The organism is Enterococcus sp. C57, from assembly GCF_040887305.1.
Taxonomy (GTDB): domain Bacteria; phylum Bacillota; class Bacilli; order Lactobacillales; family Enterococcaceae; genus Enterococcus_B; species Enterococcus_B hirae.
This window is the reverse complement of sequence record NZ_JBFOFP010000007.1, coordinates 83,458-104,653: the sequence shown is the minus strand read 5'-3', so window position 1 is coordinate 104,653 and position 21,196 is coordinate 83,458. Positions and strand designations below refer to the sequence as shown.

The 21,196-nt window shown below is 38.4% G+C and carries 18 protein-coding genes; 3 read left to right on the top strand and 15 right to left on the bottom strand.

Translation table 11 applies throughout. The annotated features are described in order from the left end of the window. Window position 1: 1 nt before the first annotated feature. The 7 genes from infB to AB5M32_RS09775 form a co-directional block, all read right to left on the bottom strand. Window positions 2-2,356, bottom strand: a complete 2,355-nt coding sequence (gene infB / locus AB5M32_RS09805) for a translation initiation factor IF-2 (protein WP_053766744.1) — start codon at window positions 2,354-2,356, stop codon at window positions 2-4. A 12-nt stretch (window positions 2,357-2,368) separates the two neighbouring features. Continuing rightward, entirely contained in the window at window positions 2,369-2,680 is a 312-nt protein-coding gene (locus AB5M32_RS09800; protein WP_010718885.1) for a YlxQ-related RNA-binding protein, read from the bottom strand. Continuing rightward, window positions 2,677-2,970, bottom strand: coding sequence for a YlxR family protein (locus AB5M32_RS09795; RefSeq protein ID WP_010718884.1), 294 nt, complete (start codon window positions 2,968-2,970; stop codon window positions 2,677-2,679). Before AB5M32_RS09795 ends, AB5M32_RS09800 begins: the two co-directional genes overlap by 4 nt. A gap of 23 nt (window positions 2,971-2,993) precedes the next feature. Continuing rightward, complete coding sequence (nusA, locus tag AB5M32_RS09790) at window positions 2,994-4,181, bottom strand: transcription termination factor NusA (protein WP_010718883.1); 1,188 nt, start codon at window positions 4,179-4,181, stop codon at window positions 2,994-2,996. Between the two features lie 21 nt (window positions 4,182-4,202). Next, window positions 4,203-4,676, bottom strand: coding sequence for a ribosome maturation factor RimP (rimP, locus tag AB5M32_RS09785; protein ID WP_010718882.1), 474 nt, complete (start codon window positions 4,674-4,676; stop codon window positions 4,203-4,205). Window positions 4,677-4,819: 143 nt separating this feature from the next. Next, window positions 4,820-9,172, bottom strand: coding sequence for a PolC-type DNA polymerase III (locus AB5M32_RS09780; RefSeq protein ID WP_178286068.1), 4,353 nt, complete (start codon window positions 9,170-9,172; stop codon window positions 4,820-4,822). 150 nt (window positions 9,173-9,322) lie between these two features. Continuing rightward, window positions 9,323-9,688: a helix-turn-helix domain-containing protein gene (locus tag AB5M32_RS09775; protein ID WP_010737776.1), complete on the bottom strand. Its 366-nt coding sequence runs from the start codon at window positions 9,686-9,688 to the stop codon at window positions 9,323-9,325. A 131-nt stretch (window positions 9,689-9,819) separates the two neighbouring features. Between AB5M32_RS09775 and AB5M32_RS09770 the strand changes: the two genes are divergently transcribed. Both AB5M32_RS09770 and AB5M32_RS09765 read left to right on the top strand, forming a co-directional pair. Further along, window positions 9,820-10,662 carry an aldo/keto reductase gene (locus tag AB5M32_RS09770; RefSeq protein ID WP_178286064.1) on the top strand — a complete coding sequence of 281 codons (843 nt, stop codon included), beginning with the start codon at window positions 9,820-9,822 and terminating at the stop codon, window positions 10,660-10,662. Window positions 10,663-10,678: 16 nt separating this feature from the next. Further along, window positions 10,679-11,473 carry an SDR family NAD(P)-dependent oxidoreductase gene (locus AB5M32_RS09765; protein ID WP_053766742.1) on the top strand — a complete coding sequence of 265 codons (795 nt, stop codon included), beginning with the start codon at window positions 10,679-10,681 and terminating at the stop codon, window positions 11,471-11,473. 196 nt (window positions 11,474-11,669) lie between these two features. On the opposite strand, the gene AB5M32_RS09760 is transcribed toward AB5M32_RS09765, so the two are convergent. From AB5M32_RS09760 to rpsB, 8 genes are all read right to left on the bottom strand, one after another. Continuing rightward, window positions 11,670-13,373, bottom strand: coding sequence for a proline--tRNA ligase (locus AB5M32_RS09760; RefSeq protein ID WP_368024429.1), 1,704 nt, complete (start codon window positions 13,371-13,373; stop codon window positions 11,670-11,672). 69 nt (window positions 13,374-13,442) lie between these two features. Continuing rightward, the gene (gene rseP / locus AB5M32_RS09755) at window positions 13,443-14,711 is read right to left on the bottom strand and encodes an RIP metalloprotease RseP (RefSeq protein ID WP_010718876.1); all 1,269 of its coding nucleotides are present in this window, start codon (window positions 14,709-14,711) and stop codon (window positions 13,443-13,445) included. 384 nt (window positions 14,712-15,095) lie between these two features. After that, complete coding sequence (locus AB5M32_RS09750) at window positions 15,096-15,896, bottom strand: phosphatidate cytidylyltransferase (protein WP_368024428.1); 801 nt, start codon at window positions 15,894-15,896, stop codon at window positions 15,096-15,098. Further along, on the bottom strand, window positions 15,893-16,702 hold the full coding sequence (locus AB5M32_RS09745) for an isoprenyl transferase (RefSeq protein WP_010718874.1): 810 nt from the start codon (window positions 16,700-16,702) through the stop codon (window positions 15,893-15,895). The genes AB5M32_RS09750 and AB5M32_RS09745 overlap by 4 nt, the downstream gene beginning before the upstream one ends. A gap of 229 nt (window positions 16,703-16,931) precedes the next feature. Next, the gene (gene frr, locus AB5M32_RS09740; protein WP_010718873.1) at window positions 16,932-17,489 is read right to left on the bottom strand and encodes a ribosome recycling factor; all 558 of its coding nucleotides are present in this window, start codon (window positions 17,487-17,489) and stop codon (window positions 16,932-16,934) included. Between the two features lie 3 nt (window positions 17,490-17,492). Next, the gene (gene pyrH, locus AB5M32_RS09735; protein WP_010718872.1) at window positions 17,493-18,215 is read right to left on the bottom strand and encodes a UMP kinase; all 723 of its coding nucleotides are present in this window, start codon (window positions 18,213-18,215) and stop codon (window positions 17,493-17,495) included. 221 nt (window positions 18,216-18,436) lie between these two features. Beyond that, window positions 18,437-19,318 carry a translation elongation factor Ts gene (tsf, locus tag AB5M32_RS09730; RefSeq protein ID WP_010718871.1) on the bottom strand — a complete coding sequence of 294 codons (882 nt, stop codon included), beginning with the start codon at window positions 19,316-19,318 and terminating at the stop codon, window positions 18,437-18,439. 96 nt (window positions 19,319-19,414) lie between these two features. Then, window positions 19,415-20,197, bottom strand: coding sequence for a 30S ribosomal protein S2 (rpsB, locus tag AB5M32_RS09725; protein WP_010718870.1), 783 nt, complete (start codon window positions 20,195-20,197; stop codon window positions 19,415-19,417). 387 nt (window positions 20,198-20,584) lie between these two features. Between rpsB and AB5M32_RS09720 the strand changes: the two genes are divergently transcribed. Further along, window positions 20,585-21,064: an arginine repressor gene (locus tag AB5M32_RS09720; RefSeq protein WP_178286058.1), complete on the top strand. Its 480-nt coding sequence runs from the start codon at window positions 20,585-20,587 to the stop codon at window positions 21,062-21,064. Window positions 21,065-21,196 lie beyond the last annotated feature (132 nt).

Genomic DNA, 21,196 nt, shown 5'->3' with positions numbered 1-21,196 from the left:
ATTAATTTGTTTTGATTTCTTCCATAATGAAGCCTTCGATGACGTCATCGACTTTGATGTCATTGAATTTTTCGATCATTGCACCACATTCATAACCCATTTTAACTTCTTTTACATCGTCTTTGAAACGTTTCAAGCTAGCTAGTTGTCCTTCGTAAATGACGATACCATCACGGATCACGCGAACGCCACTATCACGTCGAATGTATCCTTCTGTGACATAAGCCCCAGCGATCGTTCCAACTTTTGATACTTTGAATGTTTCTCGAACGATCATTTGACCAGTGATTTTTTCTTCAAACTCTGGATCTAGCATCCCTTTCATCGCTGTTTCGATTTCTTCGATTGCTTTATAAATGATTCGGTGTAAACGAATGTCCACTTCTTCATTATCCGCTTGAATTTTAGCTTGTGGTGTAGGACGAACATTGAACCCAATGATGATCGCATTACTTGCTGCTGCAAGGGTTACATCACTTTCATTGATGGCACCAACTGCAGAATGGACGATTTTCACACGTACGCCTTCTACATCGATCTTTTGCAATGAAGCAGCCAATGCTTCTGCAGAACCTTGTACATCAGCTTTAATGATAACATTTACTTCTTTTAATTCGCCTTCTTTTAAGCTTTCAAACAAGTTGTCCAATGTTACCCGACTAGTGATCGCACGATGTTCTAACAACGCACGTTTGGCACGTTCTTCACCGGCTGCACGAGCAGTTTTTTCATCTTCAAAGACAACAAAGCGGTCACCTGCTTGTGGCACATCGTTTAACCCAGTGATCTCAACTGGTGTTGCTGGTCCAGCAGATTTTTCACGACGACCTAAGTCGTTGACCATCACACGCACACGTCCATAGGTATTTCCTACTACAATTGGGTCACCTACGTTTAAAGTCCCTTGTTGAACAAGTAATGTAGTAACAGGTCCTTTTCCTTTGTCTAGACGTGCTTCAATTACTGTACCAATTGCTCGTTGTTTAGGATCTGCTTTTAGATCCTCTACTTCCGCAACCAGCAAGATCATTTCTAGCAATTCGTCAATATTTTGACCAAATTTAGCAGAGATTTCAACGAAAATCGTTTCTCCACCCCAAGCTTCTGGAATCAATTCATATTCACTTAATTCTTGCATCACGTGTTGAGGATTTGCCCCTGGTTTATCAATCTTATTAACAGCAACGATAATTGGTACGCCAGCTGCTTTCGCATGGTTGATTGCTTCGACTGTTTGTGGCATAACACCGTCATCTGCTGCTACAACTAAGATCGTGATATCAGTGATACTTGCTCCTCGCGCACGCATACTTGTAAATGCAGCATGCCCAGGTGTGTCTAAGAATGTAATTGGTTTGCCATCGATATCGATTTGGTAGGCACCGATATGTTGTGTAATCCCACCAGCTTCGCCACTTGTTACTCGTGAATGACGTAATGTATCAAGTAATGTTGTTTTCCCGTGGTCGACATGTCCCATGATTGTTACAACTGGTGGACGAGAAACCAATGTATCAGGATTTAATTCTTCTGGTTCAAAGAATTTGTCGATATCTGCGATATCTACTTGAATTTTTTCTTGTGGTTCCATCCCATAATCTGTTGCTAAGAGTTCAATCGTATCTTTATCTAGTGCTTGGTTTTGGTTGACCATTACGCCAAGCATAAATAATTTTTTGATGATCTCTGCTGGTTCACGATGGATTTTCTTCGCAATATCCGCAACGTTCATGCCTTCAGTATACTCTAATACTTCTGGTAACTCACGGAATTTACGTGGTGGTACAGCAGGTTTATTGGAAGTTTGTTGTTTTCCTTTTTTCCCTTTTTTGTTAAAACGATTGCGGTTGTTATTGTTAAATTTACCACGATTATTATTGTTGTTACGGTTTTGGTTACCACCTTGGTTTGATCCTTGGCGATTTTGGTTTCCGCCTTGTGTTGATCCTTGGCGGTTTTGATTGCCACTTTGTGTTGCTCCTTGACGGTTTTGGTTATTTCCGCCTCCATTATTACTTCGGTTTTGGTTTGTTGATTGGTTTTTTCCTTGATTCACTTGACCGCTCCCTTGACCGCGATCTTGATAGTTGCGGTTATTTTTTTGTTGTTTCGTTTTTGTTTCTTGTTTCTTTTGTTCATTCGGCTGGTTTGTGGCTGGCTTTTGGCTGGCTTGCTGTGCTGGTTTTTTATTCGTCTGTGGTTTTTTGAACGCTTGTTGCAACTTCTTTTCATCACCAGTTGTGATTGCTCCCATGTGATTCTTCACATTAATCCCAAGTTGCTGCGCCTTTTCCACAACGTCTTTACTAGGCTGATTTAATTCTTTTGCTAGTTCATAAATTCGTTTGTTGCTCATGCAATCACCTTCCTAACCTTCAATTAGCTCCTTGGTTTTCTTCGCAAAACCGTTATCTACGATTCCAAATACTTTGCGAGGCTTCCCAATCATCTGCGTGATTTCAGCTTCGGAAAATAGTTCAAAGCAAGGAACTTCATAATATGAACTCTTATCTTTCACTTTTTTCTTCGTATTCTCACTCGCATCATTTGCTACAAACACGATCTTTGCTTTCTGTTTACGAATGTCTGCAATGGTCAACTCCTCGCCGGTAATCAACTTACCAGCGCGCATCGCTAACCCAATGAGATTCATGGCTTTTTGCCGATTTCCTTCATTCATTTACCGAATAGCTCTTTTCGTGCTTTTTGATGGGTTACATAATCGAGTAACTCTTGGTAGAATTCATCTGTCAAAGTCGTTTCTAACGCCCGATCAAGAATCTTCTTATCCCAAGCTTGTTGTACTTCAGCTGGCTCAAGTGAGACATACGCACCACGGCCTGGCATTTTCCCAGTGGGATCAATCGATACTTCCCCTTCTTTGGAACGGGTAATTCGAATCATCTCTTTTTTGGGTTTCATTTCACCTGAAACCACAGATTTGCGTAAAGGAATCTTCCTTTGTTTCATCTCTTCGCCTCCTAAGCTAATTGTTAAGCATCTTGATCCGTATTTTCAACTGTTTCATCGTTGAAAGCAATCGTTTCATATTCATCATCTGTATAATCAGATTGAACGATCGCTTCATCATGAGCGACTTCTTCAGAAGCTACTTCTTGATCTTGCGCTTGTTTTTCATAATATTCAGCCATATCTGATTCTGACTTGATATCGATTTTGTGATTTGTTAGTTTGGCAGCCAAACGTGCATTTTGTCCACGTTTACCAATCGCTAAGGATAATTGGTAATCTGGAACGACAACGGTACAAGCTTTAGGATTTTCTTCATCAAAAATCACATCGATCACTTGCGCTGGATTCAGAGCATTCGTGATAAATACCGCTGGATCTTCGTTCCACTCAACGATATCCATGTTTTCACCCTTTAATTCATTCACGATCGCTTGCACACGCTGGCCTTTTGGTCCAACACAAGTTCCAACTGCATCAATATTTTCATCATTTGAACGAACGGCTACTTTTGAGCGATCGCCTGCTTCTCTAGCAATGCTTACGATCTCAACGATCCCATCGTAAACTTCTGGCACTTCTTGTTCGAATAAACGGCGTAATAGATCTGGATGGCTACGGCTAACGAAGACTTGTGGACCTTTTGACGTATTTTCTACACGAGAAACGTACACTTTGATACGATCATGCGGTTGATAAAATTCATTAGGCATTTGATCTTGTTTCGATAAAACAGCTTCGATCTTTCCAAGATTTACATAGATATATCGTTTATCTTGACGTTCAACGATACCTTGCATAATGTCTTTTTCATAAGCGCTGAACTCATTGTAAATGATGGTTCTTTCTGCTTCTCTGACACGTTGTAAAATAACTTGTTTTGCTGTTTGTGCAGCAATTCGTCCAAAGTCTTTTGGTGTCACTTCAAAACGGATGGTATCACCAATCTCATATGCCGGATTAATCAAAAGTGCATCTTTTAATGATACTTCTAATTGTGAATCCATTACTTCTTCAGTAACTTCTTTCACAGCATAGACGTGAATTTTCCCTTTCTTTTGATCAAATTCAACTTCAACATTTTGAGCTTGACCATAATGGCGTTTGTATGCAGAAACTAAAGCAGCTTCTAAAGCGTCGATCACGATTTCTTTTGAAATCCCTTTTTCAGCTTCTAATGCATCTAATGCGTTTAGCATTTCTTTACTCATTTTTCTGTTTCCTCTCCGTGATTAAAATTGGATCGCTAAGCGAGCTTTGGCAATATTTTTTCGGTCAAGAATTAATTCTTTTTCCCGTGTTTTTATGCGTATTTTCAATATCAGCTGTTCAGCATCAACTGATTGAAGAAATCCTTCATATTGTTTTTCTCCATCAACTGGTTGATAAAGAGAAACATGGATATATTCTCCAAGCGCTTTTTCGTAATCTTTCTCTTTTTTTAATGGGCGTTCTGCCCCTGGAGATGATACCTCTAGAAAATAAGCTTGTGGGATAGGATCTGGATCTGCTGCATCAAGTTTTTCGCTAAGTTTTTCGCTAACCCATGCACATTCTTCGATATCGATTCCGCCATCTTTGTCAATGAATACTCGTAAGAACCAACTTTTGCCTTCCTTCACAAATTCTACTTCGACAAGTTCAAAATTTTGTTCCTCTAAAATCGGAGTCACCATTGCTGTGACTGTTTCAACGACGCTACTCAAAAAGTTCGCCTCCTTAAAATTGCTTCCGTAATTCCATTAAAAAGAGTGAGCGAAAATTCCGCTCACTCACAGTTAGTATCATTACCTATAAATAACTATACCATATTTCATTTAAAATGACAAGCTTCCACGCTAACCCTTGATTAGAACATATCAAACAAGGAAAGTTGGTTTTCATCTGGAAGGTCTTTCAATACCCCGTTGTCGTTCATATACTCAATCAACGTTTTAGAAACTTTTCCTCGTGTAGCAAGATCTTCTTTTGATAAGAATGGTCCATCTTTTCGTGCTTCAACGATTTGTTTTGCAACGTTTGTTCCTAAACTTGGGACAGCTCTAAATGGTGCGATCAATGTGTCTCCTTCGATCACGAAGTTCACGGCATCTGATTTATATAGATCGATCATGCCAAAATGGAAGCCTCTTTCCAACATTTCATTCGCTAATTCAAGGACGGTCAACTGATTTTTCTCTTTGACTGAGGCATCCAAACCTTTATCTGTGATTTCTTTCATCGCTTGTTTTACCGCATCTTTCCCTTTACACATAGCCACAAGATTAAAATCATCCGCTCGAACTGAGAAATAGGCACAATAGTATAAAATAGGGAAATAGACTTTAAAATAAGCTACACGTAAGGCCATCAAAACATAAGCCGCTGCATGGGCTTTTGGGAACATATATTTGATTTTAGAACAAGAATCAATGTACCAATCTGGAACATTGTTTTCTTTCATGGCGGATAGATAGGTTTCTCGTAATTCATCAGGGATCTTGTTCCATAGCCCTTTACGAACGGTTTCCATAATCTTAAAAGCCATCCCACTATCTAATCCAGCATGGATCAAGTAAACCATGATATCATCCCGACAACCAATTACTTCAGCCAAAGTTGCATCCCCACGTTTGATCAATTCTTCTGCATTTCCTAACCACACATCGGTCCCATGTGATAATCCAGAAATCTGTAAGAGTTCAGCAAAAGTCGTTGGATGTGTTTCTTCCAACATTCCCCGAACAAAGCGTGTCCCAAACTCTGGGATACCTAGTGTCCCTGTTTTAGAATAAATCTGTTCACTGGTAACGTTCAAGACATCTGGACCGGCAAAAATTCTCATTACTTCTGGATCGTCAGTTGGGATCGTTTGTGGATCGATTCCCGATAAATCCTGCAACATACGGATTACTGTCGGATCATCATGTCCCAGAATATCAAGCTTCAGTACATTATCATGGATAGAATGGAAATCAAAATGCGTTGTTTTCCATTCTGAATTTTGATCATCTGCTGGATATTGGATCGGTGTAAAATCATATACGTCCATGTAATCGGGAATAACGATGATCCCCCCTGGATGTTGTCCAGTCGTTCGCTTCACGCCAGTCGCACCTTTGGCTAATCGATCAACTTCAGCACTGCGAAATTGTAAATTATGATCTCGCTCATAACCTTTAACAAAGCCATAAGCTGTTTTATCGGCAACTGTACCGATTGTTCCTGCTCGATAAACATATTCTTCCCCAAACAAAACTTTCGTATAGTTGTGCGCTTCTGCTTGGTAATCACCTGAAAAGTTCAAATCGATATCTGGTACTTTGTCTCCATGGAACCCTAAGAACGTTTCAAAAGGAATATCATGGCCATCTTTATTTAATCGTGCGCCACATTTCGGACATTTTTTTTCAGGCATATCAAACCCCGAACCGTAAGTACCATCTTCAAAGAATTCTGAATACTGGCAATCAGGACAATAATAGTGAGGGGCCAATGGATTTACTTCAGTGATCCCAGTCATTGTCGCAACAAAACTAGAACCAACTGATCCACGTGAACCAACTAAATAACCATCTTCGTTACTTTTATGCACCAGTTTTTGCGCAATCAAATAGATCACAGAAAACCCATTCCCGTTGATCGAATTCAATTCTTTTTCTAATCGTTTTTCAATGATTTCTGGTAATGGATCACCGTACAACTGTTTAGCTCTGGTATAACTCAAATCAGAAATCTCTTCTTCAGATCCAGGAATTTTTGGCGTATACAAATCATCTTTCACCGGAATGACCTCTTCACAAAGGTCAGCAATCTTATTCGTATTGTCAACGACGATTTCTTTCGCTAGATCTTTTCCTAAAAAGTTAAAAGCAGTCAACATCTCATCTGTTGTTCTAAAATGCACATCAGGCAAACTATGTCGGTTCAACGGATTAGCCCCACCCATTGAATTAATCAAAATCTTCCGATAGATTGCATCTTCTTCATTAAGGTAATGAACATTCCCAGTAGCAACGACGATTTTGTCCAATGATTTTCCGATTTCCACTAGATTTTTGATGATTTCTTCTAAATCATGTTCATTTTTGACTAGTTCTTGCTCAAGCAATGGTGCATAGACCGCTTTTGGCATCACTTCAATATAATCATAAAATTTTGCTCGATTTCTAGCTTCTTCAATTCCCTTTTGCATCATTGCTTCGAAAATCTCACCTTTATCACAAGCAGAGCCAATGAAAAGATTCTCACGTAATTTCTTCAGTTGTGAACGAGGAATACGTGGGACACGTTCAAAATATTCCACATTCGACATCGAGATTAATTTGAATAAATCTTTTAATCCAGCTTGATTTTTCGCTAAGATCGTCACATGAAATGGCCTTGCTCGTTTATACGAATCGCCTTCTCCCACATGAGCATTGAGTTGATCATGGTAGAGCATCTCATGGTTTTCCATTGCTTCTTTAACGAAAATCCATGCTAAATGACCTGTCGCTTCAGCATCGTAAATCGCTCGGTGATGCTGTTCAAGACTGACACCAAATTTTTTAGATAACACACCTAGACCAAATCGTTTAAATTGAGGATACAGATATCTGGCTAATTCCAGCGTATCGATGACTGGATTCGTCGCCTCTGGGATTCCATATTTTGCATAACTTGTATTCAAGAATCCCATATCAAACGCGGCATTATGGGCGACCAGAATCGAATCTTTTGAAAACTCGAGAAACAGACGTAGGACTTCTTCTTCTGATTTAGATCCTCGTACCATTTCATCCGTGATTCCAGTTAGATCAATTGTTGTGCGGGAAAGTGGGTGTCCGGGATCAATAAATTCATCAAAGCTTTCAATGACATTCCCTTTATACATCTTGACCGCAGCTAATTCGATGATCGTATCATAAACAGCAGATAGTCCAGTGGTTTCCACGTCAAATACGACATATGTTCCTTCATTCAAAGAAACATGTTCATCATTGTAAGCAATCGGCACACCATCATCTACAACATTGGCTTCAACCCCATAAAGAATTTTTACGCCTGCTTTTTTACCGGCACTATGCGCTTCAGGAAATGCTTGTGCCCCTCCATGATCCGTGATCGCAATCGCTTTGTGTCCCCATTTTCCAGCTTGAGCCACAAGGTCAGAGATACTATTGGTTGCATCCATCGTACTCATATTACTATGAACATGTAATTCCACTCGTTTCTCATCGTCAGGAGCATAGTCTTTACGAGGTGCATGCTTCACCTCAATGATATCTTGTGCATTCATCACCAGGTCTCGCACAAATGTATCTTCTTGGATACTTCCTCTAACTTTTAACCAGCTTCCTACGCTGATTGCATCAAAGATTTGTTCATCTTTTTCATTATTTGAAAATTTCTTAACAATAAAAGAAGAAGTATAATCGGTAATTTTTAACGTTAGGATCTTACGTTTTGAACGTAGCTCACGCACTTCTTTATCAAATACATAGCCTTCCAAGGTCACACGACGTTCTTCTTCAACGATATTGATCATTGGTATTGTCGGTTCATCTGCTGGAATATTACGACCTAACTGGATCGGTCCATCTAGTACAGGAAGTTGCTCTTTTCTTTCTTTTTTCTTTTGTACATGGACAATCAAACTTTCCGCAGCTTGCTTCATGAACGCTTCTGCTTGTTCTTGCTTCCGCTCTTCAAACAGTTTTAGCACACGTTCTGCTTGTTCTTCATCAATTTCAGGTTCGATACGAAATTTAGGGAACCCGTAGCTGACAAACAGCGTTTCAACTAAAGGTAGATATTGTTGCTTTAAATAATTAATAGCGCCATTGCTATCGACTGGCAAGACAATTTTCTTTTCCTTCAATATAGGGACTTGTGTTTTTAAAACTTGTTGAGCCAACGGCGTATCGCATTGTTGGCTTTCTAAAGCTTGTGCCCAATAATCTTGTAATAATTTTTCATCAAACTGCTGATCATCAGCTTTGATAGTTAATCTGATCTGTGCAATATCTTTAAATGCCAGTGTCAAATTTTGGAGCAATGATCGATAAAGCATGATCGGTAAAATTTGAGTAAAGTGTAGGGTAAACTCCCACAATCTTGATTTGCGGTGAACCACTACACGCTCCATTTCGCCAGCAGAGATTAGTGGATGATTTTTTTCCACTTCTTCTAGTTGGATTTGTTCCAACAATTTTTCAAATAACTCTCGTTTTTCTGACAAAACCATACGCCCTTTCTGACGAGGACAAATCAATGCTATTTCATTTGAACCTCTTCTTCTTTCAGTACTATTTAGTATACCCGTTTTTACATGGATTTACATTAAAAAAACGACAAAGAATTTTCTTTCTCGTTCTAAACCGTTGATTACTTAGCTAAATGAATCCTCACAACGTAAGCTGATTGGTACTCCTTGCTCTTGCAACGTAGTTACATGCAGTTCGCCCCAATCACATAACGCATCTAACACACTACTTAATGTTTGACCATATTCACTTAAGGAATAAACAACTTTTGGTGGAACCTGATGATATGAGGTTCGTACAACAATACCGTCTGCTTCTAATTCACGCAATTGTTGAGTCAACATCTTTTGGCTAAGATTAGGAATTTTTCGTTTTAAGTCGCTGGGACGAAGCGGACTGTGACGCAGGTTGCATAAAATAATCGGTTTCCATTTCCCACCGATAACATCCATCGTGGCTTCTACACCAATATTATACGTTTTTTCAATCATATTTCCCTCCTAAAATCCTTTTACTATCCAATAGTTACTTTTTAGACACTATAGCACAATAAAGTAGGTACTATCTATTAGAGCCTATCTAGTATACATTATATCTATTGAAAATTAAAGGAGGAGTATAGATGATCCATTCATTGAATGATCGAATCATGTTAAATAACCAAATAGAAATTCCAGGGATAGGACTTGGTGTCTTTCAAATCCCTGATACCCAAACTGCTGAAGTAGTCAAAGAAGGCATTGTAAAGGGCTATCGATTGATTGATACTGCTCAAATATATGATAATGAAATTGGTACAGGAATCGGAATCAAAGAAGGGCTGAAAGCTGCTGGAATTTCTCGAGAAGAACTATTTGTAACCTCCAAAATCTGGAACGATCATTTAACCTATGACGAAACGATCCAAGCTTTTGAAAACAGTTTAGCACGTCTAGGACTAGACTATCTAGATCTTTATTTAATCCATTGGCCTGGCGAAGATGCTTTCTTAGAGTCTTGGCGTGCTTTGGAACAATTATATCAAGCGGGGAAAATCAAAGCGATTGGTGTTAGCAATTTTCAAATCACTCATTTAGAAAAATTATTGACACATGCGAATGTCATTCCCGTTCTCAACCAAGTGGAACTACATCCAAAGTTATCTCAAATTGAACTACGCAATTTCTGCGCAAAACATGCAATAAAGATCCAAGCGTGGTCCCCTTTGATGCAAGGGAAACTATTGAATCACCCAACTATAGTAGAGATTGCTGAAGCGCATCATATTACTCCAGCCCAAGTAATCTTACGTTGGGATGTCCAGCAAGACATCTTATTAGTGGTCAAGTCAGTTAAGCCCGAACGAATGAAAAGTAATGCTGACATTTTTGATTTCGTTCTTTCTGAAGATGAAATGACGGTTTTGAATGCACTGAACGAGCATTTTCGGGTAGGACCAAATCCTGATACATTCGATTTTAAATAAAGGAGGAAGATGTAAGATGGAACTAGGTTTATCTCATAAGGTTGCGTTAGTCACTGGCTCAACAAAAGGCATCGGAAAGGCCATTGCGATTGAATTGGCAAAAGAAGGTGCAGATGTCATCATCAATGGTCGTCACGCACCACTTGTTGATCAAGTGGTCACTGAATTAAAAGAAAAATTCCCCCAAACTAACCCTCAGCGTGCGCCATTTGATTTAGCAGATCCAGAAGCACGGCAAGAACTGTTTACGCAATTTCCTACAGTAGATATTTTGATCAATAATATGGGGATTTTTGAACCGATGGATTATTTAGCTATCACAGATGATATTTGGGAACATTTTTTCCAAGTCAATGTACTTGCTGGAAATGCATTAGCCAAAAATTATTTACCTAAAATGTTGAAGCAAGATTTTGGTCGTATCCTTTTTATTGCGAGTGAAGAAGCAGTGATGCCTTCAGGTGAAATGGCTCAATACAGTATGACCAAAACGATGAATCTTTCTTTAGCAAAAAGTTTATCCAAATTGACTGTTGGCTCTCAAGTGACCGTCAACACGATCATGCCTGGCTCCACCTTGACAGAGGGCGTTCAAGAAATGTTAACAACAATGTACGCAGACAGCCAATTGCCTGAATCTGAATGGGAACAAGATTTTATGAAAAATCATCGTCCACTCTCACAGATCCAACGCTTGATTCGACCAGAAGAAATCGGGCGTTTTGTTGCATTTGTTTCTAGCCCCTATGCAACTTCTTTTTCTGGCGCTGCCTTGCGACTTGATGGAGGATTGGTGCCAACAATTTATTAAGAACGATTTTGTAACACAAATCAATTTCTTCTTATTAAAGAGCCAGTATGATTTTTCATTCGAACAAATGTGAGAAACAAAAAACGAAGGATACCGAGCCAAAACTTGCCTCAGTCTCATTAGAAAAAAGACAAGCCCAACTATTTGTTAGGCTTGTCTTTCATTTCAAGCAAGAATTTTCTTTCTTAACTGTATTTTATTGATTTAAAAGAATGGGTAACGTATTTGCTAGCTCTTCTTTGCGAACTTCAACCATTTCCCCAGTTTTCTTAATTTTGACTTCAACGATACCATCCACCGCTTTTTTACCTACTGTAATTCTAATTGGACAGCCAATTAAATCGGAATCTGCAAATTTCACACCTGCACGCTCATTACGATCGTCAACGAGTACTTGATAACCAGCAGCCAACATCGTTTGTTCGACTTCTTCGGTTAATTTCGTTTGGTTTTCGTCTTTTAGATTCATTTGAACAACATGTAAATCAAAAGGCGCGATTCCTTTAGGCCAGTTAATGCCATTTTCATCTGAATTTTGTTCAACGATTGCTGAAAGCAGACGACTTACGCCAATTCCGTAACAACCCATAATGACAAATTTTTCACGTCCATTTTCATCTAATACGGTTGCGCCCATTGATTCACTATAGCGTGTGCCTAATTTAAAGATATGTCCGATTTCGATTCCACGTGTAAATGCCAATACACCATTATTATCAGGTGATGGATCTCCTTCTTGAACAAAGCGAAGGTCTTCATATGAGATCACTTCAAAATCTCGTTCTGGGTTGACATTCACATAATGGAACCCAGTTTCATTCGCTCCAGTAATAGCGTTCGCTAAGTCTTGGACATGACGATCAGCGTAGACTTTTACTTCTTCTGCTACACCAATTGGACCAACAGAGCCGAAATCTGCTCCTAGGTATTTTTGAGCATCTTCTTCTGTTGCTTCTTCTAAGAAATCAACCGCTAAAAAGTTTTTCAGTTTCACATCATTGACATCGTGGTCCCCACGTACTAATACCAATACTGGGTTTTCGTCAGCCATAAATAAAACAGATTTGATGATTTTTTGTGGCTCAGTTTCAAAGAAGTTCGCTACTTCTTCAATCGTTTTTACATCTGGTGTCGCAATTTTTTCTAATTCAAGTTGTGTTTCATGTGATTTTTTAGGGACATAATAACTTGTCGCCATTTCTAAGTTAGCGGCATAATCGCTTTCTGTTGAGTAACAGATCGTATCTTCACCGATTTCTGAGATCGCCATGAATTCTTTTGAATCTTTACCACCCATTGCGCCACCGTCACCAATGATTGCTCGGAAATCTAACCCACAACGTTTGAAAATCTCAGTATATGCTTTTTCATAATCTTTATACACTTCATCTAAACTTTCTTCTGATGAATGGAAAGAGTAAGCATCTTTCATAATAAATTCTCTGCCACGTAATAACCCAAACCGTGGACGTTTTTCATCACGATATTTTGTCTGGATTTGGTAAAGGTTCAACGGCAATTTTTTATAGGAATTGACTTCATTGCGAATCAATTCAGTAAATGTTTCTTCATGAGTTGGACCTAAGATCATTTTGCGATCATTACGATCATTGAGACGATATAAATTTGGGCCGTAAGTTTCATAACGACCAGATTCTTCCCACAATTCCGCAGGTAAGAGAGCTGGCATCAACATTTCGACAGCGCCAATCTTTTCAAATTCTTCACGCATGATCGTTTTTAATTTTTCCAATACACGATTAGCAAGAGGCAAATAAGAATAAATACCAGCTGAAACTTGGCGAATATACCCTGCTCTTAATAAAATTTGATGACTTAGTACTTCTGCATCATTTGGAACTTCTCGTAATGTTGGAATCAACATTTTTGATTGTCTCATTCTATATACTCCTTCATTTCTCATATAATCATTTATCGTTTGTAATTATACCCTATTTATAAACTTTTTCTAGAAAAAGAATCGTTGGATATCATTCCATGTGACTAATACCATTAAAAGCATCAATAAACCGAAGCCTGCTAATGTGATAAAGCCTTCTTTTTCTTGGCTGATTGGTTTTCCACGAATCCCTTCCACGACGTTCAAGACAAGCTTTCCTCCGTCAAGCGCTGGAATTGGTAATAAGTTAACGATTCCCAAATTCATCGAAAGAATGGCCATCAAGCTAATGACCGTTAATATTCCTTGATCTGCAGCTTCTGAAGATAATTGGAACATCATTACAGGACCGCCCAATTTATTTAAACTAAAGTTTGTAAATAATGAGCCTAGTGCTTTAAAAATTTCTAATGAACTACTGAAAGCTTGTTGTGTTCCTCCAATGATTTTGTCAAAAAATCCCGTTTTCATTGGTGCTTTGATTCCTAATTGCCCATATTTTTTCCCATTCGATTCTACCACGCCTGGTGTTACTGAAAGGGTTTGTTTCTGACCATTGCGTTCGACTTCAACATTGAGTTTTTTCCCAGGATTCTCGGTGATCGTAGCCGTTAGATCTCCCCAAGAATGAATGGCATTACCATTGATCTCCAAGATTTTATCATTTTCTTTTAAACCAGCAGTTTGTGCTGCACCATTAGGTAAGACTTCGCCAATTTGATTCGTGTTAGTGACTTGAACTCCGCCATGCATAAAAGCAAGCAGAATAAATAACAAAATAGCTAACAAGAAATTATTCATTGGTCCTGCGAAATTCGTCAACATCCGTTGCCATAATTTGGCTGATTGGAACTGCACGTCTTTTGGAGCGATTCGAAGTTCTGTGCCATCGGCTTCAATGATCGAAGCATCATGCGCGACAGAATAAGTCACTTCTTGTTCTTCCTCGCCATTGACATAGCCAGTAATCGTTAATTCTTCTTCAAGATCATAACGAATCAATTCCATCGGGATACTATTTGTAAGCTGTACTTTTTTACTTAAATTGATTTTCTCTACGATACCATCAGAATTTAATAAAAGAGATAACGGCATTCCCGGAGCCATCTCTGTTTCATCGTCCCCGTTTCCTGCCATCCTCACATAACCTCCGATTGGCAATAAACGTAGTGTATAGGTAGTTCCGTCCTTAGCTTGATGCCCATAAATTTTGGGTCCCATACCAATTGCAAACTCTCGAACGAGAATTCCTGATCGTTTCGCAAAGAAGAAGTGTCCAAATTCATGAACAATGACCAAAATGCCAAAAACAATAATAAATGTAATAATTGTTTTCATTTTACATTCTCCTTTACTTTTTTTTAGGTTAAATAAAACATCTTAATTTTACCATATTAATAGCTATTCACCAATAGCCCTAGTTTTTTTAAAGAAAAGAGGTGGCGCTGGAAATAATCAATTTTTAGAAATAAGCCGAATAATCCAAAACTATTTTTCTTCTGGATTATTCGGCTTATTTTCTGAACGAACAACTTCTAAGACACCACGTATTCTTTTTTGAGTAAGATGTGAACATAAAGCTCGCATATTGATTTGAAAAAAGATAATGCTTCATTCCCATGCCCATATTTAGTTAACAACTCATTGGCATCCTATTAAACTATTGTTATTTATAAATGAGTAGACGATTAGGCAAGTGCTCATTCAAGTCTTTGATGATCACTAAATCAATCCAAATAAATGCATGATTGGAAAGACAAAAAGCAAACTATCAAAACGATCTAGTATCCCGCCATGCCCTGGTAAGATATTCCCAGAATCTTTGACATCGTAATGACGTTTGATCGAAGATTCAACGAGATCACCAAATTGTCCCACGATCGATAAGAGCATCGTTACAAGGAGCATGAAGAACAGCCCATGTCCAAATAATTCTTTGGCTGGATAGAACAAGAGGTACAACAAAGCAACGACTAATGCACTAGCAATACCACCTAATGCTCCTTCGATTGTTTTATTTGGTGAAACATCTGGACTTAACTTATGTTTTCCGTATTGTCTTCCAACCATATAAGCACCGATATCAGTTGCCCAAACGACAAATAATCCAAAGAGCAAGACTGCCAAACCTTCTGTTCTTGCATTGACGAAATTTTGAAATCCAATACCTACATATAAACTAGTAATTACCGGGAACCCCGCTTCATCAATCGTATAGGTATTCTTTGAAATAACTGATGTCCCTAACAAGATCATGACGATCAAGTAAAAGAGCATAAACGTGCTTGTCTTCTCCGGTAAAAAGAAAAACCAACGTTCTTTTGGTAGAACTAAAATAACTGCTCCAATCGCTGATAATATTCCTTCAAAACTTAACAACGTCAAGCCCTTCATACGGAATAACTCATAGACACCGACGACTGCTAACAAAGCTGCTACAAATTCGATTGTGATTCCACCGATCCATATAATTGGTATAAATAGGACCAGGGCAATAGCAGCTGTGATCACTCGTTGCTTCATGACTGATCTCCTTCTTTCTCTGTTTTCTTCACGCCACCGAAACGACGGTCTCTGTTTTGAAATGCTGCGATTGCTTCTTCTAGATGCGCCCCATCAAAATCAGGCCACAAAGCTTTTGTGAAATACAATTCGCTGTATGCAAGTTGCCAAAGCAAGAAGTTACTAATTCTTTCTTCCCCACTTGTTCGAATAACCAATTCAGGATCCCGCCATTCGGTTGGCAAAAAACCAGTCATGAGATGATCTGCAATCAGTTCTTCGTCAATAGCTTCAATCGCAGTTTCTTCATTTTTGACTTCTTCAGCAATTTTTTTGACTGCTGTCACAATCTCTGCTCTGCTTCCATAATTCAAAGCAAAGTTAAGGATCATTCCAGTATTATCTTTTGTTTGCTCAATTGCTCGACGAACAGCATCTTGTGTATGTTCAGGTAATACTTCTTCATAGCCCATGACACGAACCTGAACGTTTTCTTTGATCAATTCTGGAACAAATGTATCAAAAAAATCCACTGGAAGTTGCATCAAAAAACGGACTTCATCTTTTGGTCGTTTCCAATTTTCTGTTGAAAAAGCATAGAGGGTTAAAACTTTCACACCTAAACGAGAAGCTTGTTTGGTTACTTTTTTAACTGTCTCCATCCCTTCTTTATGTCCAGCAACTCGAGGTAAACGTCGATTTTGGGCCCAACGACCATTTCCGTCCATAATGATTGCGATATGCTGAGGAATGGGACCTTCAGCCGCAAAATGAAAATCACTTTTTTCTTGAATATACTTGTTTTTTTGCGGAAAAAAACGTAACATTCTTTTTCCTCCTATACTTAAAAGTTACCACTATCTTTAGTATTATATCAATTTATCACGTGATTTCCTATGCTGGATTACTTTTTTTAGTTATTTCTACGACTTTTTTCTTATTTTTTAACTTTTGCTATAAAAAAAGCCTTGGACAAGAAATCGTCCAAGGCTTTTTAGTAGGTGTGAAAATACATAAACGGCATTGATAAAAGACTGATTCTACCAAGCTTTATGATTAAACTTCCAGTAATTCTTGTTCTTTGTCACTAGCGATTTTATCTACTTCTTTGATGCTTTCATCGGTTAGTTTTTGTACTTCTTTTTCTAATCCACGTAGATCATCTTCTGTGATATCGCCATTTTTTTGTTGTTTTTTGTATTCATCAATTGCATCACGACGAATGTTACGAACAGCGATTTTTGCATTTTCTGCTTCTTTTTTTACATCTTTTGCTAATTCTTTACGACGTTCTTCAGTTAATTGAGGAATAATTAAACGAATGACATTCCCATCATTGGTTGGACTGATTCCAATATCACTTGCCATAATTGCTTTTTCAACATCTTGTAAAATGCTCTTATCAAATGGAGTGATCATTAAAACACGTGCTTCCGGGATTTGGATTGAAGCCATTTGGTTCAAAGGTGTTGGTGCACCATAATAATTAACTGTGATTCGATCAAGTAAACTTGCATTGGCACGTCCTGCACGAATTTGTCCAAGCTCACGTTGTAAATTTTGTGCTGCTTTTTGCATCTTTTCTTTTGCTTCTGTCATAATTGCATCTGCCATTTTTTATTTCCCCCTTACAGTTGTTCCGATATTTTCGCCTAAGATTGCACGACGGATATTTCCATGTTCATTTAAATTAAAGACAAGCAATGGGATGTCATTGTCCATGCTTAGTGAGCTAGCGGTAGAGTCCATTACTTGCAACCCTTTTGCAATCACTTCTAAATGAGTCAATTCTTCAAATTTCACAGCATTTGAATCTAATTTTGGATCAGCTGAATAAACACCATCAACATTGTTTTTAGCCATTAAAATAACATCAGCGCCAATCTCAGCTGCGCGTAATGCTGCAGTGGTGTCTGTTGAAAAGTATGGATTCCCAGTTCCACCTGCAAAAATCACGATTCGGCCTTTTTCTAAATGACGTTCTGCTTTTCTGCGAATATATGGTTCAGCAATTTGTCGCATTTCGATTGATGTTTGGACACGTGTTGGCACACCAACATTTTCCAAAGTATCTTGCAACGCTAAAGCATTCATTACAGTTGCCAGCATCCCCATGTAATCAGCTTGAGCACGTTCCATTCCCATCTGAGCACCGATTTGTCCGCGCCAAATATTGCCGCCGCCTACCACGATTGCCATTTCAACGCCTAATTCGTGTACTTCTTTGATTTCTTGGATGATTTCTTTAATAACAGGCGGTTTAATTCCAAAGCCTTCATTCCCAGCTAAAGCTTCTCCACTTAATTTTAAGACAACACGCTGATATTTCGGTGTGACCATGTTCATTCCTCCAATATTTTCTATTGCTATTTTACCATATTCAGGTAATTTAGCCACTAAAAGTCTAACTATTTGTACCTATGCCTAAAAAAAAGAGCTGTGACATACGTCGCTGCTCCTTTTTAATTCCAAATAAGCATACTATCTAATGTTGATCCAACATTTAAAAAGTGACTCGCAAAATGAATCAACATTAGATAACATATACTCGATTTTAAGAATTATTTTTTCACTTGGTTCATAACTTCTTCAACAAAGTTGTCTTCGCGTTTTTCGATTCCTTCGCCAACTTCAAAGCGTACAAAAGTTTTCACTGTAGCGCCTTTAGAAGCAACATATTTTTCAACAGTCATATCAGGATCTTTAACGAATGGTTGGTCAACCAAAGCGATTTCTGCTTTAAATTTCTTCAAGCGTCCTTCTACCATTTTTTCAACGATATTAGCAGGCTTACCTTCGTTTAAAGCTTGTTCTGTAAGAACAGTTTTTTCATGTTCTAATTCAGCTTCAGGAATTTGAGTTTCGTTTACATAGCGAGGATTGATTGCAGCTACGTGCATAGCAACGTCTCTTGCTACAGATTCATCAGTTGTTCCATCTAAAACAGTCAATACAGCGATACGTCCGCCCATGTGTAAGTAACCACCGAAAGCAGCGTTATCTTCTTTTTCAACTACTTCAAAACGACGGAAGCTGATTTTTTCTCCGATTACTTGTGTTGCTTCGATCAAGTCAGATTCGATCGTACCTTTTTCTGTTTTGATCTTCATTGCAGCTTCCATGTCTGCAGGTTTGTTTTCTGCAACAAGTTCAGCGATTTCTTTCACTAGATCTTGGAACATTTCGTTTTTAGAAACAAAGTCTGTTTCTGAGTTAACTTCAACGATTGCTGCAGTATTTCCTTTGATTGCTACTGAAGCTAATCCTTCAGCTGCAATACGATCATTTTTCTTAGCTGCTTTAGCCATTCCTTTTTCACGTAAAAGATCTACTGCTTTTTCCATATCGCCTTCTACTTCAACTAATGCTTTTTTCGCATCCATCATACCTACGCCTGTCATTTCACGTAGTTCTTTTACCATTTTAGCTGTTACATCTGCCATTATTGTATCCTCCTATAGTTTCTTTTTAAAAAAAGCTGTTTCAAAGGAGAGTGAGGCTTGTCGCCTAGCCTTTGAAACAGCTCCATCATTTAAAAATTATTCTGCTGAAGTGTTGTCGCCTTCTACAACGTCAACGATTTCTTCGATTGAAGTAGCATTGTTTTCTACTACAAAGTCTTCTTCAACTACTTGGTCTTCCCCTTGGTTACCTTCGATAAATGCATCAGCCATTTTTGAAGTAATCAATTTAACGGCACGAATTGCATCGTCATTTGAAGGGATAACTACGTCGATTTCGTCTGGGTCGCAGTTTGTATCAACCATAGCTACGATTGGGATATTTAATTTATGCGCTTCTTGAACAGCAATGCGCTCTTTACGTGGGTCAACGATGTACATTACATCTGGAATTCTTGGCATATCAGCGATACCACCCAAGAATTTTTCAAGACGTTCACGTTGTTTGTTCAAACCAGCAACTTCTTTTTTAGGTAGAACTTCAAAAGTTCCATCTTCTTCCATTGCATTGATTTGTTTCAAACGGCTGATACGTTTTTGGATTGTATCCCAGTTAGTCAATGTTCCACCTAACCAACGATGGTTTACAAAGTATTGTCCAGCACGTGTTGCTTCATCTTTGATTGCTTCTTGTGCTTGTTTTTTCGTACCTACGAATAAAGCCACGCCGCCTTCTTCTGCAACGCTCTTCATGTAGTCATAAGCTGCATCTACTAACTTAACAGTTTTTTGTAAGTCGATGATGTAGATTCCGTTTCTTTCTGTGAAGATATATTTCTTCATTTTTGGGTTCCAGCGACGAGTTTGGTGACCAAAATGTACGCCGGCTTCTAGTAATTGTTTCATTGAAATTACTGCCATTTTTGTTTCCTCCGATTTGGTTTTTATTTTTCCTCTCCCTGTCTTTTACCTCGCTGACAAACTTTTTCAAGCACCTATCAACGATCCAACAGGAATGTGGATTTATTGATACAAAAAGCATCTTCAAACATTATACAAGTAACCTACCTGTATAGCAATAGCTAAAGAGACATTCTTGCTCAACATTCAATATTTTACCTGACTTGCTAGTAAATATCAAGAGAAATCTCTAGTTGCCTCTGCATTTATTCTCATCTTTTATGCTTTACTCTCTCATTAACAAATGATCATAATTCCTAGAGTTATCTCATAAATCAGAATAATATTGGGCAACTCGATTTTTTTTTGATATGATACATGTGAAATCTTTCGTAAAGGAGAAAGAATATGCGTAAATCTGAGCGACATTTACTTATTAAACAAGTGATCGGGGAATTTACGATCCGTACACAAGAAGAACTCTTGGCCAAACTGGAGAATTATGGTGTGACAGCGACACAAGCTACGATTTCCAGAGATATTCGTGACTTAAAAATCGTAAAAGTACCAGATGAAAATGGCGTTTCCCATTTTGTTCTTTTTCAAGGAAAAAAAGGACTCGAAGCAAAAACAGATGATGAAAAACGGTTAGTCCAAATGATCGAAGACATCGTGTTAAAAGTGGAACGGGTCCATTTTCTGACGGTTGTCCATACCTTACCAGACAACGCACATCTTTTCGCTGCCGTTTTAGACGATATCAAACCACCTCATATCGTCAGTACGATTGCCGGATTCGATACAACCATTATCATTTCCAAAGATGAAGAAGAAGCAAAATTGGTGGAAGCCTTCTTAAATGCTCCCAAAGAAACAACACTTTTTTAAGCCAATTAAATTTGATCAACGCAGCATGAATCAATGAATGAATGATATCTGTCCCAATCACTTCTATATAAAATAAACCGCCCCTCACGAAAGCTACTATTATAAGTAAGCCTTTCGTAAGGGACGGTTTAT